19 protein-coding genes are annotated in these 21,076 nt (G+C 71.6%); 5 read left to right on the forward strand and 14 right to left on the reverse strand.

The features are described 5' to 3' along the window. The 3 genes from VFJ94_RS03805 to fdxA form a co-directional block, all read right to left on the reverse strand. Positions 1 to 849 (reverse strand): citrate/2-methylcitrate synthase (locus VFJ94_RS03805; protein ID WP_325002861.1); only part of this gene is annotated, 849 nt, incomplete at its 3' end. Between the two features lie 107 nt (positions 850 to 956). After that, positions 957 to 2,066 carry a succinyldiaminopimelate transaminase gene (dapC, locus tag VFJ94_RS03810; RefSeq protein WP_325002862.1) on the reverse strand — a complete coding sequence of 370 codons (1,110 nt, stop codon included), beginning with the start codon at positions 2,064 to 2,066 and terminating at the stop codon, positions 957 to 959. Beyond that, positions 2,063 to 2,389 carry a ferredoxin gene (gene fdxA, locus VFJ94_RS03815; RefSeq protein WP_325002863.1) on the reverse strand — a complete coding sequence of 109 codons (327 nt, stop codon included), beginning with the start codon at positions 2,387 to 2,389 and terminating at the stop codon, positions 2,063 to 2,065. Before fdxA ends, dapC begins: the two co-directional genes overlap by 4 nt. A 66-nt stretch (positions 2,390 to 2,455) precedes the next feature. Between fdxA and VFJ94_RS03820 the strand changes: the two genes are divergently transcribed. Then, positions 2,456 to 3,505: a GNAT family N-acetyltransferase gene (locus VFJ94_RS03820; RefSeq protein WP_325002864.1), complete on the forward strand. Its 1,050-nt coding sequence runs from the start codon at positions 2,456 to 2,458 to the stop codon at positions 3,503 to 3,505. Positions 3,506 to 3,545: 40 nt separating this feature from the next. Here VFJ94_RS03820 and VFJ94_RS03825 read toward each other — a convergent pair whose 3' ends face one another. From VFJ94_RS03825 to VFJ94_RS03850, 6 genes are all read right to left on the reverse strand, one after another. After that, positions 3,546 to 4,250 (reverse strand): ABC transporter ATP-binding protein, encoded by a 705-nt coding sequence (locus VFJ94_RS03825; RefSeq protein WP_325002865.1) that lies wholly within the window; start codon positions 4,248 to 4,250, stop codon positions 3,546 to 3,548. After that, positions 4,234 to 6,033: an ABC transporter permease subunit gene (locus VFJ94_RS03830; protein ID WP_325002866.1), complete on the reverse strand. Its 1,800-nt coding sequence runs from the start codon at positions 6,031 to 6,033 to the stop codon at positions 4,234 to 4,236. Before VFJ94_RS03830 ends, VFJ94_RS03825 begins: the two co-directional genes overlap by 17 nt. A gap of 28 nt (positions 6,034 to 6,061) precedes the next feature. Next, positions 6,062 to 6,928, reverse strand: a complete 867-nt coding sequence (locus VFJ94_RS03835; protein ID WP_325002867.1) for an ABC transporter permease subunit — start codon at positions 6,926 to 6,928, stop codon at positions 6,062 to 6,064. A 57-nt stretch (positions 6,929 to 6,985) separates the two neighbouring features. After that, on the reverse strand, positions 6,986 to 8,263 hold the full coding sequence (locus tag VFJ94_RS03840) for a transporter substrate-binding protein (protein ID WP_325002868.1): 1,278 nt from the start codon (positions 8,261 to 8,263) through the stop codon (positions 6,986 to 6,988). Positions 8,264 to 8,464: 201 nt separating this feature from the next. Continuing rightward, positions 8,465 to 9,184, reverse strand: coding sequence for a DUF1028 domain-containing protein (locus tag VFJ94_RS03845; RefSeq protein ID WP_325002869.1), 720 nt, complete (start codon positions 9,182 to 9,184; stop codon positions 8,465 to 8,467). A gap of 63 nt (positions 9,185 to 9,247) precedes the next feature. Beyond that, a complete protein-coding gene (locus VFJ94_RS03850) occupies positions 9,248 to 9,862 on the reverse strand; it encodes an XRE family transcriptional regulator (RefSeq protein ID WP_325002870.1) in 615 nt (204 codons plus the stop codon). 112 nt (positions 9,863 to 9,974) lie between these two features. Between VFJ94_RS03850 and VFJ94_RS03855 the strand changes: the two genes are divergently transcribed. Next, positions 9,975 to 11,297: a M20/M25/M40 family metallo-hydrolase gene (locus tag VFJ94_RS03855; protein WP_325002871.1), complete on the forward strand. Its 1,323-nt coding sequence runs from the start codon at positions 9,975 to 9,977 to the stop codon at positions 11,295 to 11,297. 42 nt (positions 11,298 to 11,339) lie between these two features. Further along, a complete protein-coding gene (locus VFJ94_RS03860) occupies positions 11,340 to 12,338 on the forward strand; it encodes a molybdopterin-dependent oxidoreductase (protein ID WP_325002872.1) in 999 nt (332 codons plus the stop codon). Positions 12,339 to 12,375: 37 nt separating this feature from the next. On the opposite strand, the gene VFJ94_RS03865 is transcribed toward VFJ94_RS03860, so the two are convergent. The 5 genes from VFJ94_RS03865 to VFJ94_RS03885 all read right to left on the reverse strand — a co-directional run bounded on the left by VFJ94_RS03865 (position 12,376) and on the right by VFJ94_RS03885 (position 18,599). Next, complete coding sequence (locus VFJ94_RS03865; RefSeq protein ID WP_325002873.1) at positions 12,376 to 14,073, reverse strand: VanW family protein; 1,698 nt, start codon at positions 14,071 to 14,073, stop codon at positions 12,376 to 12,378. Between the two features lie 135 nt (positions 14,074 to 14,208). Further along, positions 14,209 to 15,087 (reverse strand): N-acetyl-1-D-myo-inositol-2-amino-2-deoxy-alpha-D-glucopyranoside deacetylase, encoded by an 879-nt coding sequence (gene mshB / locus VFJ94_RS03870; protein WP_325002874.1) that lies wholly within the window; start codon positions 15,085 to 15,087, stop codon positions 14,209 to 14,211. Between the two features lie 29 nt (positions 15,088 to 15,116). Next, the gene (gene typA / locus VFJ94_RS03875) at positions 15,117 to 17,015 is read right to left on the reverse strand and encodes a translational GTPase TypA (protein WP_325002875.1); all 1,899 of its coding nucleotides are present in this window, start codon (positions 17,013 to 17,015) and stop codon (positions 15,117 to 15,119) included. A gap of 13 nt (positions 17,016 to 17,028) precedes the next feature. Beyond that, positions 17,029 to 17,505, reverse strand: coding sequence for a (deoxy)nucleoside triphosphate pyrophosphohydrolase (locus tag VFJ94_RS03880; protein WP_325002876.1), 477 nt, complete (start codon positions 17,503 to 17,505; stop codon positions 17,029 to 17,031). 110 nt (positions 17,506 to 17,615) lie between these two features. Then, the gene (locus VFJ94_RS03885) at positions 17,616 to 18,599 is read right to left on the reverse strand and encodes a universal stress protein (RefSeq protein WP_325002877.1); all 984 of its coding nucleotides are present in this window, start codon (positions 18,597 to 18,599) and stop codon (positions 17,616 to 17,618) included. A gap of 276 nt (positions 18,600 to 18,875) precedes the next feature. On the opposite strand from VFJ94_RS03885, the gene VFJ94_RS03890 reads away from it, so the two are divergent. Together VFJ94_RS03890 and VFJ94_RS03895 are read left to right on the forward strand one after the other, a co-directional pair. After that, on the forward strand, positions 18,876 to 19,868 hold the full coding sequence (locus VFJ94_RS03890) for an ABC transporter permease (RefSeq protein WP_325002878.1): 993 nt from the start codon (positions 18,876 to 18,878) through the stop codon (positions 19,866 to 19,868). A gap of 53 nt (positions 19,869 to 19,921) precedes the next feature. Next, a partial coding sequence (locus VFJ94_RS03895; RefSeq protein WP_325002879.1) for an ABC transporter substrate-binding protein occupies positions 19,922 to 21,076 on the forward strand: 1,155 nt, incomplete at its 3' end.

Consider the following 21,076-nt stretch of genomic DNA (forward strand, 5'->3'; position numbering starts at 1 on the left):
CGACTCGCGCAGCGTGCCGAGCATCTCGAGCACCGCCTGGTTGGCGCCGCCGTGGAGCGGACCCGAGAGCGCGTGGATGCCCGCCGAGATGGAGTTGAACATGTTCGCGTGCGCCGAGCCGACGAGGCGGACGGTGGAGGTGGAGCAGTTCTGCTCGTGGTCGGCGTGCAGGATGAGCAGGGTGTCCAGCGCGCCCACGACCACCGGGTCGACGTCGTAGGGCTCGGCCGGGAGACCGAACGTCATGCGCAGGAAGTTCTCGGTGAGGCTGAGCGAGTTGTCCGGGTAGAGGAAGGGCTGCCCCACGCTCTTCTTGTGGGCGTATGCCGCGATCGTCGGCAGCTTCGCGAGCAGTCGGATGGTCGAGATCTCGACCTGCTCCTCGTCGAAGGGGTCGAGGCTGTCCTGGTAGAACGTGCCGAGCGCCGAGACGGCCGAGGACAGCACGGGCATCGGGTGCGCGTCGCGGGGGAAGCCGTTGAAGAAGGCGCGCAGGTCCTCGTGGAGCATCGTGTGCCGGCGGATGAGCTCGTCGAAGGCCGTCAGCTCGTCGGCCGTCGGCAGCTTGCCGTAGATGAGCAGGTAGCACACCTCGACGAAGCTCGACTTCGAGGCAAGCTGGTCGATCGGGTAGCCGCGGTAGCGGAGGATGCCCTGGTCGCCGTCGATGTAGGTGATCGCACTCCGGCACGAGGCGGTGTTGACGAACCCGACGTCGTAGGTCACGAGCCCGGTCTCCTTCAGGAGCGAGCTGACCGAGAGGCCGTCGTTGCCCTCGACCGCGGACACCCCGGGGAAGGTGACGTCCTTGTCGCCGACCCTGAGGGTTCCGTCCTTGGCTGTGTTCACAGTTGATCCCCTCCTAAAGGTCCGGCGAGTGGCCGGACGTTTCAGCACGGGACGTTACCCCAGCCGGCTTGGCGCCGGGCACCGGAGGTGGGCCTCGTCGCCGAGCGTCAGAGCCTGGCGGCCGCCGCGGCGACGCGCTCGTCGGTCGCCGTGAGGGCTATTCGCACGTGCCGGGCGCCGGCGGGCCCGTAGAAGGCGCCCGGGGCGACGAGGATGCCTCGGTCGGCCAGCGCGGACACCGTCTGCCAGCAGTCCTCGTCCCGGGTGGCCCACAGGTAGAGGCCGGCCTCGGACACCTCCACCCGCAGGCCCGCTCGGGCGACCGCCGGAAGCAGCGTGTCCCGGCGGCGGCGGTAGGTCTCGCGCTGGGCCGCGACGTGGGCGTCGTCCCGGAGGGCGGCGGCCATGGCCGCCTGCACGGGCGCCGGCATCATCATCCCGGCGTGCTTGCGGACCTCGAGGATGCCGCGCACCAGCGCGCGGTCGCCCGCGACGAAGGCGGCGCGGTAGCCCGCGACGTTGGACTGCTTGGACAGGGAGTAGACCGCGAGCAGGCCCTCGTGGCTGTCCCCGCACACGTCCGGGTGCAGGATGCTGGGCGTGGCCGAGCCGTCCGCGCCCGGGCGCCAGTCGAGCTCGGCGTAGCACTCGTCGCTGGCGACGACGACGCCGTGCTCGCGGGCCCAGCGGACCACCTTGGCCAGGTGCGGGACGCCGAGGACCCGGCCGTCCGGGTTGCCCGGGCTGTTGAGCCAGAGGAGCCGGGGCGTCGTCGACGTCGTGGGGGGCCCGAGGCTCGTCAGCGACTGCGCCACGACCGCGGTCGCCCCCGCGAGCCGCGCCCCGACGTCGTAGGTCGGGTACGCGACGGCCGGGATGCCGACGAGGTCACCCGCGCCGAGGCCGAGGATCGTCGGGAGCCAGGCCACCAGCTCCTTGCTCCCGATGGTGGGCAGCACGGCGTCCGCCGTGAGGGTGACGCCACGTCGCCGGGCGAACCAGTCGACGACCGCGGCCCGCACGTCCTCGGTCCCGACGGTGAGCGGGTAGCCGTGCGCGTCCGCCGCGTCGGCGAGCGCGGCCTGGACCACCGGCGGCGTCGGGTCCACCGGGGTGCCGACCGACAGGTCGACGATGCCGTCCGGGTGGGCCGCGGCCCGCTTCTTGTAGGGGTCGAGCAGGTCCCAGGGGAAGTCGGGAAGGCCCGAGACGCTCACTCGTCGTGTTCCTGGGGCGGCAGCGCCTCGATGATGGGGTGGTCCTTCTCGATGAGCCCGAGCTTGGCCGCGCCGCCGGGGCTGCCGAGGTCGTTGAAGAACTCGACGTTCGCCGTGTAGTACTCGCTCCACTGCTCGGGCACGTCGTCCTCGTAGTAGATCGCCTCCACGGGGCACACCGGCTCGCAGGCACCGCAGTCGACGCACTCGTCGGGGTGGATGTAGAGCGAGCGCCGGCCCTCGTAGATGCAGTCGACCGGACACTCCTCGATGCACGCCTTGTCCTTCAGGTCGACACAAGGCTGAGCGATGACATACGTCATGAGAGAGCGGACCTCCGGCTCTAGGGACATGCGGGACCAGGTGCTGCACCGCCTAGTATGCCGGACATGACTGGGGTTCCCGCGGCCGGGGCTGGGGGCGCGGCGCCCTCCGGGGACCCGGTCGCCCGCCTGACGATCGGCGGCCGCGTGGTCGTCCGCCACCGCCTCCCCGAGGGCTCCGCGGCCGGCGCGACGGACGTCCTCGGCGTCCTCCTGGCCCGCGACCCGGAGCGGCTCGTGGTCGATACCGCGCGGGGTCGGGTGACGGTCCGGCGCTCGGACGTCGTGGCCGCCAAGGACGTCCCACCGCCCGCGAGCCGCGCCGGCCGGCCGCACGAGCGGGTCGGGATCGACGACCTCGAGCTGCTCATGGCCCGTGGCTGGGTGGCGGTCGAGCAGGCACAGCTCGGCAGGTGGCTGCTGCGCGCGGCGGGCGGCTTCACCGGACGCGCCAATTCCGTTCTCGCCGTGGGGGATCCGCCCCTGTCGCTTGGCGAGGCCATCACGTTCGCGGAGCAGTGGTATGCCGCCCGCGGCCTCCCGACGGTCTTCCAGCTCCCCGGGGCGGCCGGGTTCGCCCCCGCCGAGCAGCCCCTGGGGGCGGCCCTGCTGGGCCGTGGCTACGCCGTGGGCGGTGACCGGCCCGAGTGGGAGCGCGCGCTCGTCATGACCGGTGCGTCGGTGGCGGTCCCGCCGGCGCCCGACGACGCCGTGCCGGTCGTGACCGACGGCGTGCTCACCCCGGAGTGGCTGCGTGCCTACGCGGAGCAGCGCTCCGTCGTCCCCGGCGCCACCGAGGCGGTGCTGACGGGCAGCGACGGCCAGCTCTTCCTCTCGGTGCGCGACCCGGCGTCCTCGCTCGTCGTGGGACTGGCCCGGATGTCGGTCAGCCCCGGCTGGGCCGGCGTCTTCGGCCTCTGGGTGCATCCCGACCATCGGCGCCGCGGACTGGCAACCGCTCTCGTCTCGGCGATCGCCGGGATCGCCCGAGACAGCAACCTGCCGGCCATCTACCTGCAGGTCTCGGCCCACAACGCGGCCGGTGTCCGCTTCTGGGAGCAGCTCGGCTTCGCGGTCCACCACGAGTACGCCTACCTCGTCGCGCCGCCCACCTGACCCCGCCCCCTCCGGACTCCGGGGGATGGCGGCGGCGGGGTCAGACCCCCAGCAGCTCGTGCTGGAGCGAGACGTCGGAGAGCAGGTGGTCGGTCTTGAGGTTCGAGACGATCCGTCCCTTGTCCATGACGTATGCCGTGTCCGCGACCGACGCCGCGAACTCGAGGTTCTGCTCGACGATGACCACGGTGATGCCGCGGCGCTTGTTGATGTCCTTGATCTCGGCGGCGATCTGCTGGACGATCGAGGGCTGGATCCCCTCGGACGGCTCGTCGAGCAGGAGCAGGTCCGGCGCGGTGACGAGAGCACGCGCGAGCGCGAGGATCTGCTGCTGGCCCCCGGAGAGGGACGACCCGGCCTGGTCCCGCTTCTCGCGCAGGATGGGGAACTGCTCGAGCATCTCCTCGACGAGCTCCTGCCAGCCCGGCTTGCGCGCGGCATACCCGGCGACCCGGAGGTTGTCGAGCACGGTCAGCTCGGAGAAGATCTGCCGACCCTGCGGCACGTAGGCGACCCCCGCCCGGGCGCGCTCGTGAGCCTTGAGCCGGGTCACCGCGCGCCCCGCCACGAGGATCTCGCCGCTCGTGCACGAGATCTCGCCACTCACGGTGCGCAGCAGGGTCGTCTTGCCGACCCCGTTGCGTCCGAGCAGCGCCACGAGCTGGGCGTCGCCGACCTCGAGGTCGATGCCGTGCAGGACCGGGGTGCGGCCGTAGCCCGCCGAGACGTCACGTAGCTGGAGCATCGATGGCCGCCTTACCGAGGTAGATGTCGAGGACCTGCTCGTCGTGGCGCAGCTCCTCGATGGAGCCGCGCCGGAAGACCTGGCCCTGGTGGAGCATGACGACGTCGGACCCCAGCTGGCGCACGAAGTCCATGTCGTGCTCGACGACGACGACCGTGGCGCCCTTGGCGAGGTCCTGCACCAGCCGGACCGTGCGGCTGGTCTCCTCGCGCGTCATCCCGGCCGTCGGCTCGTCGAGGAGGACGACCTCCGGGTGACCGGCGACGACCATCGCGATCTCCAGCCACTGGCGCTGGCCGTGGGCCAGGTCACCGACCAGCGTCTCCTGCCGCTCGGCGATGCCGAAGTCCCGCAGCACGGCGGCGGTGATCGCGTCGGCGCGGCCTACGGAACGGCTCTTGGCGTAGGCCGCGAGCCAGACGTTCTCCCGGATGGTCATCTCGTTGTAGACGCTCGGCACCTGGGTCTTGATGCCGAGCCCCAGCTGGGCGCGGCGATGGGGCGGCAGGTGCGTGATGTCCTGGCCGTTGAGGCGGATCTCGCCGGACGTCGCCGGGTAGCGGCCGACGAGCAGGCTGAAGAAGGTGCTCTTGCCGGCACCGTTGGGGCCGAGGAGGGAGGTGACGGTCCGCGGGGGGAAGGTGGCCGAGACCCGCGTCAGCGCGTGCACCCCACCGAACGACTTGGTGAGCTCGCTCGCGACCAGCTCCCCGGCGTCGCGCGGACGGTCCTCCTCGAGCGGTCCACCCGCGCCGCGCGCGGCGGCCGGGCGGCGACCGACATCGAGGCCGAGCCGCCGCAGCCCGGAGTGGACGGCGGCCAGCAGCCCCTCGGGGGCGAGCAGCACGACGAGGATCATGATGCCGCCGAGCACGATCGGGGTGAGGTCACCACCGGTGCCTCCCATGATCGTCTGGATCTCCTGGATGACGACGGTCCCGACGAACGCGCCGAACAGCGAGCGGCGACCACCGACCAGCACCCAGATGATCACCAGGGCGGCCTGCTGCAGGCTGAAGACCGCCGGGTTCGTGAACTGCCCCCAGGCGGCGAACTCGGCGCCCGCCAGGCCCGCGACGACTCCGCCGACGACGAAGGCCGTGAGCCGGGCGCGCCGGACGTCGTAGCCGAGCAGCTGCGAGCGCAGCTCGTTGTCCCGCACGGCGACGAGGGTGCGGCCGAAGGGCCGGCGCAGGAGCTGGTCCAGACCGAGCACGACGACGGCGGCAAGCCCGACGACGAACATCAGCTGGAGCCCGGCGTTGAGCGGGGCGCTGACCGTGCCGAGCGCGGGGATGCCCGCCATGCCGTTGTAGCCGCCGAAGAGGGCCGACCCGATGTGGTACTCCGGGGACCCGGTGCTCGACATGAACGTCAGGAGCACCAGCGTCACGGCGAGGGTGATGATGCCGACGTAGAGCTCACCGACGTTGCCGTAGAAGATGAAGTAGCCCAGCAGGAGGGCGAAGAGCCCCGCCACGGCCCCGGCGACGAGCAGCGAGGAGAAGGTCTCGCCCGTGACCTCCGACAGGTTGATGGCCGAGACGCCGTAGGCGTAGGAGCCGATCCCGAACAGCGCCCCCTGGCCGAAGCTGAAGATCCCTCCGTAGCCCCACACGAAGGTGAGGCTGACCGCCAGCTGGCCGAAGATGACCCACAGCGCCCACTGCTGCGCGAGGAAGGAGGACGAGCCGGCTGCGGCCGCAGCAGCCGCCACGACGGCGAGCAGGACCAGGCCGACCCGGCCCGGCATGGACCTCGCCCGGTCGAGAATTGCGTTCATGGTGCCCCTCTTGAGGATGCGAGCGTGGTCAGAACCGTCGGCCCCACTTGCCGCTGATGCCGTTGGGCATGAACCGCAGCAGCACGATGGCGACGAGGAGCAGGGAGATGGAGCCGAAGAAGGCGGTGGACGCGTTGGAGACCAGCCCCTGCACCCCACCGAGGAGCGCGGACGCGGATGCCGTGCCCGTCAGGACGGCCGCACCTCCGGAGATGACGGTCATGAAGGCGTTGCCGACGTACTGCTGGCCGAAGGTGGGCACGACGCCGGCAAGGGCGGAGAGCAAGGCCCCACCGAAGCCGGCGAGGGCCGCCCCGAAGCCGAAGGTGAGCATGTTGATGCGACGCACGTCGATGCCGATGGCGGCGGCCATGGTGGGGTCGAGGGTGGCCGCCCGGGCCATGACGCCGTACCGCGTCCTGGTGAACACGACCCAGACGAGCCCGAGCATCGCCACGGCCGCGAGGTCGACGACGACGGAGTAGTCGGAGAAGGAGTACGGCCCGATGGTGAACGACCCCAACGGCGTGGGCAGTGAGTGCGTGCTCGTGCCGTAGATCAACGTCACCACCTGGATCAGGATGAGGCTGAGCCCCCACGTGGCGAGCATCATCGCGGCGAGGCGCCCGTAGAGGAAGCGCACCAGCACCCGCTCGATGACGATGCCGAAGAGGCCGACGGCGAGCGCGCCGAGGACGGCCGCGACCCAGAAGCTCATGCCCAGGCGGTAGAACGACACGGTCGCGTACGCGCCGAGCATGAGGAACTCGCCGTGCGCGAGGTTGATCAGGCCCATCATGCCGAAGATCACGGCAAGCCCGACGGAGACGATGACGAGCAGGGCGATGCTGTTGACGACCGACAGGGCGATCGCGGCGACGTGCGGCATATCCATGGAAGGCTCCTCGCGGAGCCGGCCCGGGGGAGGAGGGCCGGCTCCGCCGTCAGGGGGTCAGTCGAGACTGAACTGCTTGTTGACGTCGGGCTTCGACTGGAGGTCGCACACGGACTGCTCCCACGCGGGCTGGACCTGGGCGGTCGTGGAGACGATGTCGAAGGTGTGCGTGTCGTTGGTCTTGGCGATGTGCACGTCGTAGACGGTGTGGTGGGTCTTGGGGTCGACGCTCACCGCGCCGCCGGGGCCGTCGAAGCTGATCCCGCCCTCCAGGCTCTGGATGACCTTGGTCCGCTCGACGCTGCCGGCCTTCTTGACCGCGTCGGCATACATGTGGATGCCGTTCCACACGTCGATGTCCTGGGCCGTCGGCTCCTGGTATCCGGCGCCGTTCGCCTCGTGCCAGAGCTTCTTGAAGGCCGCGTTCTCGGGGCGGTCCAGCGCCGCGTAGTACGACGCGGCGACGAAGATGTTGCGGGCCTCCTTGGGGTCGAGCACGACGTGCTCGCCGCTCAGGCCGAACGTCTCGGACAGGATCGGCGTGCTCGCGTTGAGCCCCGCCGCGGCATACGCCCGGTAGAAGGCCACGTGGTTGGTCCCGACGAGCATCGACGCCACGAGGTCGGGCTTGGCCGCCTGGATGTGGTTGATGATCGAGTTGAAGTCCGACACGTTGAGCGGGACGAACTCGGTGTTGAGGACGGTCCCGCCCGCGTCGGCCGTCAGCTTCTGCACCCACTTGGCCGCGTTGTGCCCGAAGTTGTAGTCCGCGGCGACGACGTAGACCTTCGGGCCGTACTTCTTGATGCCCCACGGCATCAGCGGCGCGATGGTCTGGTCGAGCGTGGCGCCGTTGAGGAAGGTGTTCTTGTCGCACACGCCGCCCTCGTAGGGCTCGTTGTACATGTAGAGCGTCTTGGCGCGGTCGGTGACGGGACGGACCGCCTCCCGGGAGGCGCTGGTGATGCCGCCCATGACGACGTCGACCTTGTCCTGCTGGGCAAGCTGGTTGGCGTACTGCGCATACTTCGCGTTGTCGGACTGGGGGTCGTAGCTGACGAGCTCGAGCTTGCGACCGAGCACCCCGCCCTTGCCGTTGACGTCGGCCACGGCCATCTGCGCGGCCTTCTGCATGGGCTTGCCGGCCAAGGCCAGCTCGCCGGTCTGGTCCAGCAGCATGCCGATCCTGATGGGGCCGGTGCCCTGGGTGCTGTCGGAGGACCCGCCGCCGCTGAAGGCACCGCCCCCGCAGGCGGTGAGGGCCGTCGTGAGGAGGCCGGCGCACGCTGCGGCGCCGATGGTGGTGGCGCGGCGGCGCCAGATGGTCTTCGGCATCGTGGACCTTTCGTGAAGGAAGAGCGCCCCGGCTCACCGGCCGGAGCCGGACCGACCCGAGTCGGTCACCAATGAGTTGGCGGTTCCTTCATTATTCTGACGGGCGGGGAGAGGTGTCAACAGTCTGGAGAAGGTTCATTCATTAAATTGATGCCAAAGGCTGCCCTCGACGATCGACACGTCGGGGCTGCGCGCGGCGACCTACGCCGACCTGCGGGCCCGCTCCTCGGGCGGCAGCAGGATGAACGCCTCCACGGCGGGGTCGTGGCCGCCGATGGGGTCCTCGCGGCTGGGCATCATCTCGATGAAGGGCAGCAACTGGCGCCGGGCCACCTCGAAGACACGGCGCAGCTCGGCCACCGGGTCGGCGTGCTCGTCGACCCGCAGGTCGAGGTAGGGGTACTCCTGCGCGGCATACACCTTGACGGCGGCTGACTGGCGGCCACGCTTGTCGCCCCCCGCGGCCTGACCGGCCTCGAGCGCCCGGACGAGCCGCTCCGGCAGGTCCTCCTCCGCACTCGCGAGGAAGCTGTCCTGCATGGCCGACAACGTCTCAGCGCCGGTCAGCATGTTGCCCTGGATGGCGTAGCCGGGGCCGCTCAGGGAGCCGAACCACCCGGTGCACTGGGAGCCGCTCCACGTCGCGGCTCCGCCGCGCCGGTCCACGACACCGAGCTGTCGCACCTCGCGGCCGGGATCCTCGCTGACGAGCCGGCTCACCACCTCCTCGGCCCCGAGGCCCTGACGCAGCAGCTCGACGCCGTCGATGCCGAGGTAGGGGTTGACCCAGGACTGTGTCGCAACCGCTCCCACTCCGGGGGCGCCGAAGGCGCAGAGCGCGCCCACGGCCGGAACGGCCGTCGACACGGCAACCCCGGCCATGCCGGTGCGGGGACAACGGGCAGCGATGGAGAAGGTCATGGAAGCAGCCTTTCGGGTGTGCACAGGGCGGTTCGGTCGAGGGCCACGGCGGGTCGAGGCGGGTCAGAAGGAGGGCGGCGTCATGGCGCCGATGAGCACCGCATCGCGGTCCGTGGGGTTGCGATACCAGTGCGGCAGCGCCGAGTCGTACGTGAGGGAGTCGCCTTCGTGCACCTCGTAGCGGGTCCCGTTGACCCATACGTGCAGGGTTCCCTCCAGGACGATGACGCACTCCTCGCCCGGGTGCTTGAAGGGGGCGGACTCGTTGTCCCATCCGGCGGCGATCTGCGCCCGCAGCATGCCGAGCTGTCCATGCATGTGCGGCGTCAGCATCTCGTAGACGAGGTTGTCCTCGGCGACGTGGAGCCGCCGGCGGGCATCGCGGCGCACGAGCGCTCCAGCCTCCGCATCGGCCCCGAAGAAGCGGCCCACCGGCACCTTGAGCGCCTGGGAGAGCTTGATGAGGGTGGTCAGGGAGGGGTTGCCCTGTCCCCGCTCGATCTGGCTCAGCAGTCCGGGACTCAGGTCGGCCATGGTGGCGAGGGTGGCGATGCTGTAGCCGGCGTCACGGCGCATCTGGAGCACCAGGGCCCCAGCAGCCGTCATCGCCCGCTTGGCCTGGTCCTCCGCCAGTTCCTGCCCATCGCCCAGCCCCGGAGCACCCGGCTTGAGTTCCATGGTGAAATCGTCCACTATGACGATGCTCCCGTCAACATAGTGAACGTAACGACGGTCGCCCGCCGCGCACGGCCCGAGTCGCCCGCCGAGGAAGAAGCCGAGGAAGAAGCCGATGACCCCGCCGCTCCAGCCCGAGCCCACGGCGGCCCCGCCCGCCACGTCCTCCGACGAGCCTGCGGTCGCGCTGCTGTGCTCGGAGCTCATCCGGCACGACTCTTCCGTCCGCGGACCTTTCGAGCGCGGGGTGGCCGAACGGGTGGCCGCCGAGCTGTCCTCCATGTCGCTTCGCCCCGTGCTGCTCGAGCCCGAGCCGCGCCGGTCCAACGTCGTGGCCCGCATCGAGGGCACGGACCCCACGCTGCCGGCGCTGCTCGTGCACATCCACCTCGACGTCGTCCCTGCGGACCCCAGCGCCTGGACGGTCCCCCCGCACTCCGGCGAGCTCCGCGACGGCTACGTGTGGGGCCGCGGGGCGGTCGACATGAAGAACATGGCGGCCATGACGCTCGAGGCGCTGCGGTGCCTCCTCGCCGGCGGATGGCGTCCCCGACGGGACGTCGTGCTGGCGTTCGTCGCGGACGAGGAGCTCGGAGGTGGCCTGGGGGCCCGATGGCTCGTGGAGCACCACCGTGACCTGCTCGAGGGGTGCACGGAGGCCATCGGGGAGGCCGGCGGCTTCAGCTACGAGTACGCGCCGGGGCGACGTGCCTATCTCGTCCAGTCCGGCGAGAAGGGGATCGGCTGGCTGCGGCTCGTGGCCCGTGGCTCCGGGGGCCATGGGTCCATGCTCCACACGGACAACCCGGTCATCAGGCTCTCGGAGGCGCTGCAGCGCCTGGAGCGGCACGACTTCGGGGTGCTCACGTGCGAGACGACCTCCGACCTGGTCGCGGCCGCGAAGACGTGGCACGGCGCGCCGGACGGGGAGTCCGCCCTGCACGCCACGGGCCCCCTGGCCAAGCTCCTCGTGCCCGTCCTGCGCAACACGTACAACGCCACCGAGCTACACGCAGGGCTGCAGCACAACGTCGTCCCGCCCGTGGCGGAGGCGCTGGTCGACGGACGCTTCGTGCCGGGCCACGAGGCGGAGTTCTACAGCGAGATCGAGGAGCTCCTGGGCGACCTCGTCGCGGTCGAGCCCGTCTTCTCCAACGCCGCCGTGGAGACGGCCTTCACCGGGGCGGTGCCCGACGCGATCGTCGCCGCACTCGCCGCGGAAGACCCGCACGGCGTCACGGTGCCGACGTGCCTGCCGATCGGGACGGACGCCAAGCACTTCGCCACGCTGGGCATGAAGTGCTTCGGCTTCGTCCCCCTGCAGCTGCCGTCCGACTTCGACTTCCCCACCATGTTCCACGGCGCGGACGAGCGGGTGCCCGTCAGCGCGCTGTGCTTCGGCCAGCGCGTCCTCGAGCGGTTCTTCCGCGCCTGCTGACCCGCGCCCGCAGCGACCGCACGGGCCGACTACCGTGGGCGGATGAGGGGTCGCGGGGCGAACCTCGCGCTGTTGGTCGTGGTGCCCGTGGCCGCGGCGTCGGGGTTCCTCATGTTCCTGGTCGGCAGCGGGCCGGTGGGGCCGGTCGCGGCCCTGCACGGAGCGGTGAGCCTCGCGGTGGTCGTCCTCATCCCGTGGAAGTCGGTCGTGGTGCGCCGGGGCCTACGACGCAAGGGGCGTCGAGGTCGCACGACGTCGCTGGCCCTGGCCGCCACCGTCGTCGTCGCCCTGGTGACCGGCCTCGCCCACGTCGTCGGGGCGCTCGACCTCGGTCCCTCGGTGACGACGCTGCAGGTGCACGTCGGCGCGGGCCTCGTCGCGGCCGTCCTCACGGTGGCGCACGCCCGTCGCCGGCGGGTCCGCGCCCGCCGGTCCGACCTCTCGCGGCGCACGCTCCTGCGCCTCGGGGTCCTCGCGTCAGGGGCCGGCGTCCTCGAGGCGGGCGTCAAGACCGCCGGCGCGCTGACCACCCCACCCGGCATACGTCGACCGACCGGCTCCGTCCGGCTCACGTCGTCCTCGGCCGCCGCGGTCCCGGCCACGTCGTGGCTCTTCGACCAGGCGCCCGGGATCGACCCGCGATCCTGGCGGCTCACCGTCGCCGCCGGCGGCACCTCCCGGGACTGGTCCCTGGAGGAGCTCGCCCGCTGGGACGACCGGCAGACCGCCGTCCTGGACTGCACCGGCGGGTGGTGGACGGAGCAGGAGTGGTCGGGCGTGCGCGTGGCGGACCTGCTGCCGCCGGGCACCACCGGAACTGTCGAGGTCACGAGCGCGACGGGTTACTCCCGGCGGCTTCCGCTCACCGACGACCTGCTCCTTGCCACCGCCGTCGGCGGCGCGCCCCTCTCCACCGGCCACGGGTCGCCCGCGCGGCTCGTGGTCCCCGGCCGGCGCGGCTACCACTGGGTCAAGTGGGTCGTGCGGATCACCCACGACGAGCGCCCCTGGTGGGTCGAGCCGCCCCTGCCGCTGCACTGAGCGCGGAGCCCGCCCCACGTTGACCTGAGGTGGCCCCCTACCGCCTGGCCGCCGGGTTGGTGCAGATGATGCGGTCCTCCGGGATGTAGTGCGTCGAGGACGACTCGCTCCGCACCAGCGCGGGCGAGCCCGGCCGGTACCACTGCCGCACGACCGTGACGTCGAAGCCGGGGTTGGGCTGCTGCGGGTAGCACGTCGGCGAGTCGTCGCGCACCGTCCTCGGCTCCTTGACGTTGCGCCGCTCCCCCTTGACCGACTTGACGTCCCACACCTTGGTGCTCCACACGCGCCCGCGCACCTGGCCGCCCTCGACCCACGTCTGCAGGAGCATCCCGTAGGCCGTGTCGTTCTTCCACTTGTTGTCGACCGTGGGCCAGTAGACGGTGGCCTCGCGGCCCTCCGGATAGCGGGGGATGAAGAAGGCGTGCGGCGTGGCCTCGACGATGTCGGCCCCGGCGAAGTAGGCGAGGTTGTAGATCGTCGTCGAGACCTGGCTCACGCCACCGCCGGTCCCGCGGGTGAGCCGACCGTCGATGATGACGGTGCCGTCGGCATACCCCTTGTCCGTCGTCCGCTCGCCGAGGATGCCGTTGAGGCTGAACGTCCCGCCCGGTGGGACGTAGGTGCCGTTGATCCGCCTGGTGGCGACGACGAGGTTGTTGGTCCGCGTCGGGTCGTCGGCCGGGAAGGGTGACGCGAAGTCGGCGACCACCTCCCGGACACCGGCCTTGTCCGCGTCGGCGGTGGAGAACGCCGGCCGGGTCGCCACGGGCGTGATCCGGGCGGTGCGGTCCGGTGAGGTGAGGGCGGCGACAACCTGCCGCGCGATGGTCGTCTCGTCCACGGCGGCACCGTCGACGGACGGCACGAGGCGGGGCCGGTCGTCGACGAAGCTCCACGTCGCGTTGCGCGCGGCCCGCGTGGGCACCGGCACGGTGTCGAGGACCAGCCGGGTGAGCCGTGCCTCGTCGAACCGCGGCGCCAGCCCACCCCGGCCGTCGGGCACCATCGACAGGGCCGGGGCGAGCTGTGCCGGGGTCAGGCTCGTGGTCGTGGTGCCGGCCGCGACCTTGACCGGTCCGGACATCGCCTTGGCGGCGAACCCCTCGGCCGCCGCCCGCACCGCCTCCTCCCCGACGGTGGGCGCCACGGCCGTCACGACCGCGCGAGCCTGCGTGGCGTCGGGAAACGCGCGCCGCACCGCGAGCTTGGTGCCCGGGACGTCGAGCGCCCGGCCGGGGTGCGGCAACGTGACGGTGATCCTGCCCTCGGTGAAGGCCACCGCCCCCTCGGTGGCCGGCTGCCGCACCTGGGCGGCCCGGGCCGTGAGGTAGGTCGTGAGCGCGTCGTCGTCGGTGCGGGTCAGCAGCGGCGCCTCGACGCTCTCGGTGAGCCGGCGCCAGATGGTGCGTGGGTCGAGGCTGAACCCGGTCAGGCCCTCCACGGAGCGGGCGGCGTCGAAGTCCAGACCCGCGTCGGCGGGGACGACCTCGAAGGACTCGCCCGACCCGGGCACCGTGACGACGATCGGGGTCTCCCGCTGCCGGACCGCCGAGCGGTCCAGGGCGGCGACGGCCTGCTCCGGCGACATGCCGCCGACCGGGACGCCGCCCACGGCGAGGTCGGCGGGCAGGTGGCCGGCGGACCAGGAGCAGAGCGTGAGGTAGGCCCCCCCGAGGACGACCAGGGCGAGCAGCAGCCGCAGCGCGTTCGCGCGCCCCTCCGACCTCGCCATCGCCCCTCCCGTGTCTCACCCCCGACCACAGGTCCCTTGGACCATAACCCGGCCGGGCCGCCGAGCCCGTGTCCCGAGCCCCGACGCGCCGACTCGGGCGGACGACCCCCACCGCCCCGGAAGGCGACCGGCAGGTCAGGCGAAGAGCCCATCCCGCCACCTGGCCGGCGCAGGCACCGTGGCGGGCTGCGTGGCGGGCACCGTGCGCCATGTCCGGGGCTCGACCCGGCGGAAGCCCTCCCGGCTGCCGGTGCGTGCCGCGATGCGGTTGGACAGGGCGTGCACGTCCTCGCTCACGACGATCACCTGGGTACGGTGGGCGCGCAGCGCGTCGTTCTTCACCGCTCGCGCCGCGGCGTCCTCGACCACGTGGGTGACCAGCTCGTCGGACACCACGGAGGGTGGGTAGGGCTCGTCCGCACCCGGGACCCGCAGACCGTATGCCGCCGGGCGGTGGGCGCGCAGCCAGGCCCGGTCCGCCTCGGCCCAGCTGCGGGGCGTGAGGATCTCGAAGGTGCGCGCGGGCAGCTCGTCCTGCGTGAGGAGCGCGAGGGCGGCGCGGGTCACCCGGTGCGTCGCGATGTGGTCGGGATGGCCGTAGCCGCCGTGCACGTCGTAGGTCACCACGGCGTCGGGTCGCAGCTCCCGCAGGACGGCCGCGACGAGCGCCGCCGGCTCCTGCGGGTCGCACCGGGCGAACGCCTCCGGCCGGTCCGCCGCCGCAGACCCCGCCATCCCGGAGTCTCGGTAGCGGGACAGGCGCCCCCGGGCCGGGTCCGCGCCCAGGACGCGCAGCCGGGCGCCGATCCGCGCCATGGCCAGCACGAGCTCCCCGTGGCGGTAGGCGCCGAGCAGGTCGTCGGGGTGTCCCTCGAGGTGGTGCAGCTCCGGGGGGATCACCTCGCCCTCCTCGCCGAGGGTGCACGTGAGGACCGTCACCTCGTCGCCGAGCGCCACGTGGTGGGCGATGGTGACGCCGCACGTCAGGGTCTCGTCGTCGGGGTGCGCGTGCACGAACAGCAGGCGACGAGGCCGCCGGGGCCTCACGCCTCGGCGCGTGCCGCCGACCGGGCCCGCGCGGCCGTGCGGGCCCGCTCGGTCGCGTCGAGCACGACCTTGCGGATGCGCACGGCCTCCGGCGTCACCTCGACGCACTCGTCCTCGCGACAGAACTCGAGGGACTGCTCGAGGCTGAGCTTGCGCGGGGGCACGATCTTCTCGAAGTTGTCCGAGGAGGAGGCACGCACGTTGGTGAGCTTCTTCTCCTTGGTGATGTTGACGTCCATGTCGTCGGCGCGGGAGTTCTCGCCGACGATCATGCCCTCGTAGACCTCGGTCGTCGGCTCGACGAAGAGGACGCCGCGCTCCTGGAGGTTGACCATGGCGTAGGCCGTGACGACACCGGTGCGGTCGGACACCAGGGAGCCGCTCGTGCGGGTGGTGATGGTGCCGAACCACGGCTCGTAGTCCTCGAAGACGTGGTGGGCGATGCCGGTGCCGCGGGTCTCCGTGAGGAACTCGGTGCGGAAGCCGATGAGGCCACGGGACGGCACCAGGAACTCCATGCGGATCCAGCCGGTGCCGTGGTTGGTCATCTGCTCCATGCGGCCCTTGCGCGCGGCCATGATCTGGGTGATCGGGCCGAGGAACTCCTCGGGCGTGTCGATGGTGAGGCGCTCCACCGGCTCGTGCACCTTGCCGTCGACCTCTCGGGTCACGACCTGCGGCTTGCCGACGGTCAGCTCGTAGCCCTCGCGACGCATCTGCTCGACGAGGATGGCGAGGGCGAGCTCGCCGCGGCCCTGGACCTCCCACGCGTCGGGGCGCTCGGTGGGCAGGATGCGCAGCGAGACGTTGCCGACGAGCTCCTTGTCGAGCCGGTCCTTGACCATGCGGGCCGTCACCTTCGAGCGGCGGACGCGGCCGACCATGGGGCTGGTGTTCGTGCCGATCGTCATGGAGATGGCCGGCTCGTCGACGGTGATGAGCGGGAGCGGGACGGGGTTGTCGGGGTCGGCCAGCGTCTCGCCGATCGTGATGTCGGGTATGCCGGCGACGGCGATGATGTCCCCGGGGCGGGCCTGCTCCGCGGGCTTGCGCTCGAGCGCCTCGGTCATGAGCAGCTCGGTGATCTTGACCCGCTGCTGCGAGCCGTCGTGGCGGCACCATATGACCTGCTGGCCCTTGGTGATGGTGCCGTTGAAGACGCGCAGCAGGGCCAGGCGACCGAGGAAGTTGGACGCGTCGAGGTTGGTGACATGGGCCTGCAGCGGCGCCTCGTCGTCGTAGGTGGGGGCCGGGATCGTCTCGAGGATCGTGTCGAAGAGCGCCTCGAGGTCGTCACCGTCGGGCAGGCCACCGTTGTCGGGACGGTTTCTCGACGCCCGGCCGGCCTTGGCCGAGGCGTAGACGATCGGGAAGTCGATCTGCTCCTCGGTCGCGTCGAGGTCGAGGAAGAGCTCGTAGGCCTCGTCGACGACCTCGGCGATGCGCGAGTCGGGACGGTCGACCTTGTTGATGCAGAGGATGACCGGCATCTTCGCCGCCAGCGCCTTGCGCAGCACGAAGCGGGTCTGGGGCAGCGGGCCCTCGGAGGCGTCGACGAGCAGGACCACGCCGTCGACCATGGACAGGCCGCGCTCGACCTCGCCGCCGAAGTCGGCGTGGCCCGGGGTGTCGATGATGTTGATGGTGACGCCGTCGGGGAGGCCCCGGTCGATGGCCGCCTTGCCCGTGTAGTGCACCGCCGTGTTCTTCGCGAGGATGGTGATGCCCTTCTCGCGCTCGAGGTCACCGGAGTCCATCGCCCGCTCGTCGACGTGCTGGTGCTCGCCGAAGGCCCCGGACTGCCAGAGCATCTTGTCGACGAGGGTGGTCTTCCCGTGGTCGACGTGGGCCACGATGGCGACGTTGCGGATGTCCGCGCGGGTCTTCAAAGACATGAGCAGCATTCTCTCAGGGATTCGTGGGCCTCCCGACCACGTCCCGCATGCGGGCCTCCACCCGCCGCACGATGGGCAGGTCCGCGGGCAGCCAGGGCACGGCATACAGCTCGTCGAGCGCCAGCCACCGCAGCTCGTCGTGGTCCTCGAGCGGCGTGGGCACGCCGGTCTCCACGCTGGCCAGCCACACGAGCATCTCGTAGTGGTCGCCGAGCGGCCACGTCGACCCGGAGCGGGGGCCGGGCACGTGGGGACCCAGGACGACCTGCACGCCGAGCTCCTCGACGAGCTCGCGGTGCAGCGCGGCGAGCGGCGACTCCCCCGCGTCGACCTTGCCGCCGGGCAGCTCCCAGCCGCCCGCGAGGGCGGCCGGAGCGGAGCGGCGGGCGGCGAGCAGCCGCGTCGGCCGCTCGACGTCGTCGACGAGCGCCGCCCCGACGACGAGCAGGACGGGCGCGGGCGGCTGGGCGGGATCGGGGCGCGAGTTCATGCCGGCACGATGGTCGCACGGCGATGGGGCCCGACCAGACCGGCCGCCTCCGCGTTCGAGGTACTCCCCGACCGGATGCGGTCGCCGATTACCTCGAACGCCGGGGCGGGTCACCGTTGCCGTGCCTTGGTCACGACGACGGGGCAGGTGGCGCGCTGCAGGACCTTGTGGCTGACCGAGCCGAGGCTCATGCCCGCGAAGCCGCCGCGCCCGCGGCTGCCGACGACGAGCAGGGCGGCGCCCTCCGCGGCCTCGAGCAGGGCGGCGACCGGGCGGGCGTTGCGCACGACGACCTCGACCGGGAGGTCCGGGTATGCCGCTCGGCTCGGCGCCACCGCGTCGTCGGCCATGTGCCGGTGCCGTTGCTCGACGACCTCCCACTCCGGCGTCCCGACCTCGGTGACGACCATGCCGTCGACGACCTCCAGCCACCACGTGGCCACGACGACGAGGCGCTGTCCCCGCGCGGCGGCGGCCTCGGCGGCATACGCGACCGCCGTGAGGCTGTGCGCGCTGCCGTCGACGCCGACGACGACGTGGCCCTGGATCCCGGGGTCGGCCCCCACGACGGCGACCGGGCAACGCGCGTGCATGGCGGTGTCGAGAGAGGTCGTGCCCAGGCGCACGGTGTCCACCGGGCCGCTGCGGCCGCTGCGGCCGCTGCCGACGACGACGAGTCGGGCGGCGGCCGCCGCGTCGAGGAGGGCCTGCGACGGCGTCGCCCAGGGGTGGCTGGCCGTCACCGGGAGGTCCGGTGCGTCGGCGTGCAGCCGTTCGACCGCACGTGCCAGCGCCGCCTCACGGGCCGTGGCGAGCTCGAGATCCATCCCGATCGGCAGGAAGCCGGCGTCCCACGAGCCGATGAGCCCGGCGTGGATGTCGTGGGCGCTGAGGAGGTGCAGCGGTGCGGGGCCCCGGCGCGCCTCGGCCACGGCGAAGGCGAGCGGCCCGGAGTCCTTCTCGGACCCGTCGAGACCGACCACGACCGCCCCGTCGGGGACCGGGTCACCGTCACTGGCCGGCGACCATTCCTCCTGCTGGCCCTCGCCGGCCCTGCCGGAACCCTGCGCCTCGCTGCCTGTCGGGGTGGCCATGCGCCCATTGTCGTCCCGTGTGGGCCGAGGGTGGCGTGGGGCGCGCGGAGGCTGGCGTGGGGGACCGGGCGTCCGCCCTCCGCACCGACACGGAGGACCAGATTCTTTCGTTGCCGCGTCGCGCCGCCGAAGAATCTGCACGCGTCACGATTCGGCCAACGCCGTTGCTGCCGAGCGCGGAGCGCTCCATGATGGGCCGATAGCCGCGCGGTGACCGCACGCGCGACCCTGGGTGGTGTCCTCACCCAGGTCCGACGAGCAGGGAGGCGACATCACGTGAGCACGCCGCTCGAGCTCGAGCCCGGTGCCCAGTCGGCCGAGCCCGAGGCCGTGCTGGTCGGAGCGGGGCCGATCGAGGGCCGCTCGCTCGGGCAGATCGCGTGGACTCGTTTCAAGCGGGACCGGGTGGCGCTCGCCGGTGGCTTCTTCGTCGCCTTCCTCATCGTCTGCGCGCTGGCGGCGCCGCTCATCGTGGGCCTGCTCGGCCACCCTCCCAACGAGTTCCACCAGGAGCTGATCAACCCCGACACGCAGGTGCCGATCGGGGCCTACGGCGGGGTGTCGTCGGACTTCCTCTTCGGCGTCGAGCCGGTCAACGGCCGCGACCTGTTCAGCCGCGTCGTCTACGGCTCGCAGATCTCGCTCCTCATCGCCTTCCTCGCGACGCTCCTCTCCGTGGTCATCGGCACGACGATGGGCGTCATCTCCGCCTTCTTCGGCGGCGTCGTGGACACGCTCATCAGCCGGCTCATGGACATCTTCCTGGCGTTCCCGCTCCTCGTCTTCGCCCTCGCCCTCGCCGGCGTCATCCCCGACGCCGCCTTCGGCCTGCGCGGTGACGCCCTGCGGATCGCGGTCATCATCTTCATCATCGGCTTCTTCAACTGGCCGTACATCGGGCGCATCGTGCGCGGCCAGACCCTGTCGCTACGCGAGCGGGAGTTTGTCGACGCGGCCCGCAGCCTGGGGGCGCGCACCCCCTATGTCCTCACCAGGGAACTGCTGCCCAACCTCGTCGCGCCGATCCTCGTCTACGCCACGCTGCTCATCCCGACGAACATCCTCTTCGAGGCCGCCCTGTCCTACCTCGGCGTCGGCGTCCAGCCGCCGCGGGCCACGTGGGGCGGGATGCTGTCCGACGCCGCTCAGTGGTACCAGGTCGACCCGTGGTTCATCCTCCCGTCCGGGCTCGCCATCTTCGTCACCGTCCTTGCCTTCAACCTCTTCGGGGACGGCCTGCGGGACGCCCTCGACCCACGGTCGCGGTGACCAGCCGCACAGCGCAGTTCCTGACCCAACCAACCCAAGGAGCTCGAACCAGCATGAAGACGACACGGATGATGGCCGTGACCGGCGGCGCCGTCCTGGCTCTGGTGGTGTCCGCCTGTGGGGGCGGCGGCACCCCCTCCGGCTCGGGCGGCTCCGGCGGGGCCGGAGGAGGTGGCAACGCCGCCACGCCCGTCGCCAACGCGGCGGTCAGCGCGGTCTACCGACCGTCGGACACCAAGGGCGGCACGCTGCGGTTCGGGTCCACCGGTGACTGGGACTCCGTGGACCCGGGGGACACGTACTACGGCCTGTCGTGGAACTTCCTGCGCAACTACGCCCGCACCCTCGTCGTCTTCAAGGCGGCTCCAGGACCCGAGGGCACCAAGCTCGTCCCCGACCTCGCGACCAGCCTCGGCAAGGCCAGCGACGGCAACAAGACCTGGACCTACACCCTGCGTGACGGCCTGAAGTACGAGGACGGCACGCCCATCACGACCAAGGACATCAAGTACGCCGTGGCGCGCTCGCTGGACAAGGACACCTTCCCCAATGGCCCCACCTACTTCAACGACTTCCTCGCCGGCGTGCCGAAGGGCTACTCGGTCTACAAGGACAAGAGTCTCGCGGGCGTCACGTCCATCGAGACTCCCGACGACAAGACCATCGTCTTCAAGCTCAGCAAGCCGTTCTCGGGCTTCGACTTCTTCGCCCAGCTCGCGTCCACGGCGCCGGTCCCGCAGGCCAAGGACACCGGCGCGAAGTACAAGGAGCACGTGATCTCGAGCGGGCCGTACAAGTTCACGACCTATCAACCCGGCAAGCGGCTCGAGCTCGACCGCAACCCCAACTACGACCCCAAGACCGACCCGGACTCCGGCCGCAAGGCACTGCCCGACAAGATCACGGTGGAGATCGGGGTCAACGCCGCGGACCTCGACAACCGGCTCCAGTCCGGCGACCTCGACGTCGACATCGCCGGCACCGGCGTGCAGGCCGCGGCGCAGGGCAAGATCCTCGCCAACCCGCAGCTCAAGGCCAAGTCGGACAACCCCTCCACGGCCCGGACCAACTACGCGCAGGTCAACACGGACGTCGCGCCCTTCGACAACCTCGACTGCCGCAAGGCCGTGCTGCTCGCCTACGACAAGACCGGCTACCAGCGGGCCTACGGCGGCGCCACCGGTGGCGACATCGCGACGAGCCTCATG

The sequence above is a fragment of the Intrasporangium sp. genome, from assembly GCF_035688975.1.
Lineage (GTDB): Bacteria > Actinomycetota > Actinomycetes > Actinomycetales > Dermatophilaceae > CALMNV01.

What these genes read in the sequence shown, in the direction of transcription:
- VFJ94_RS03835 (WP_325002867.1), bottom strand. Translation starts at nt 6,928, where the DNA reads ATGGATATGCCGCACGTCGCCGCGATCGCCCTGTCGGTCGTCAACAGC.
- VFJ94_RS03830 (WP_325002866.1), bottom strand. Translation starts at nt 6,033, where the DNA reads ATGAACGCAATTCTCGACCGGGCGAGGTCCATGCCGGGCCGGGTCGGC.
- VFJ94_RS03820 (WP_325002864.1), top strand. Translation starts at nt 2,456, where the DNA reads ATGACTGGGGTTCCCGCGGCCGGGGCTGGGGGCGCGGCGCCCTCCGGG.
- VFJ94_RS03845 (WP_325002869.1), bottom strand. Translation starts at nt 9,184, where the DNA reads ATGACCTTCTCCATCGCTGCCCGTTGTCCCCGCACCGGCATGGCCGGG.
- VFJ94_RS03860 (WP_325002872.1), top strand. Translation starts at nt 11,340, where the DNA reads ATGAGGGGTCGCGGGGCGAACCTCGCGCTGTTGGTCGTGGTGCCCGTG.
- fdxA (WP_325002863.1), bottom strand. Translation starts at nt 2,389, where the DNA reads ATGACGTATGTCATCGCTCAGCCTTGTGTCGACCTGAAGGACAAGGCG.
- VFJ94_RS03880 (WP_325002876.1), bottom strand. Translation starts at nt 17,505, where the DNA reads ATGAACTCGCGCCCCGATCCCGCCCAGCCGCCCGCGCCCGTCCTGCTC.
- VFJ94_RS03840 (WP_325002868.1), bottom strand. Translation starts at nt 8,263, where the DNA reads ATGCCGAAGACCATCTGGCGCCGCCGCGCCACCACCATCGGCGCCGCA.
- VFJ94_RS03825 (WP_325002865.1), bottom strand. Translation starts at nt 4,250, where the DNA reads ATGCTCCAGCTACGTGACGTCTCGGCGGGCTACGGCCGCACCCCGGTC.
- VFJ94_RS03865 (WP_325002873.1), bottom strand. Translation starts at nt 14,073, where the DNA reads ATGGCGAGGTCGGAGGGGCGCGCGAACGCGCTGCGGCTGCTGCTCGCC.
- VFJ94_RS03885 (WP_325002877.1), bottom strand. Translation starts at nt 18,599, where the DNA reads ATGGCCACCCCGACAGGCAGCGAGGCGCAGGGTTCCGGCAGGGCCGGC.
- VFJ94_RS03855 (WP_325002871.1), top strand. Translation starts at nt 9,975, where the DNA reads ATGACCCCGCCGCTCCAGCCCGAGCCCACGGCGGCCCCGCCCGCCACG.
- typA (WP_325002875.1), bottom strand. Translation starts at nt 17,015, where the DNA reads ATGTCTTTGAAGACCCGCGCGGACATCCGCAACGTCGCCATCGTGGCC.
- VFJ94_RS03850 (WP_325002870.1), bottom strand. Translation starts at nt 9,862, where the DNA reads ATGGAACTCAAGCCGGGTGCTCCGGGGCTGGGCGATGGGCAGGAACTG.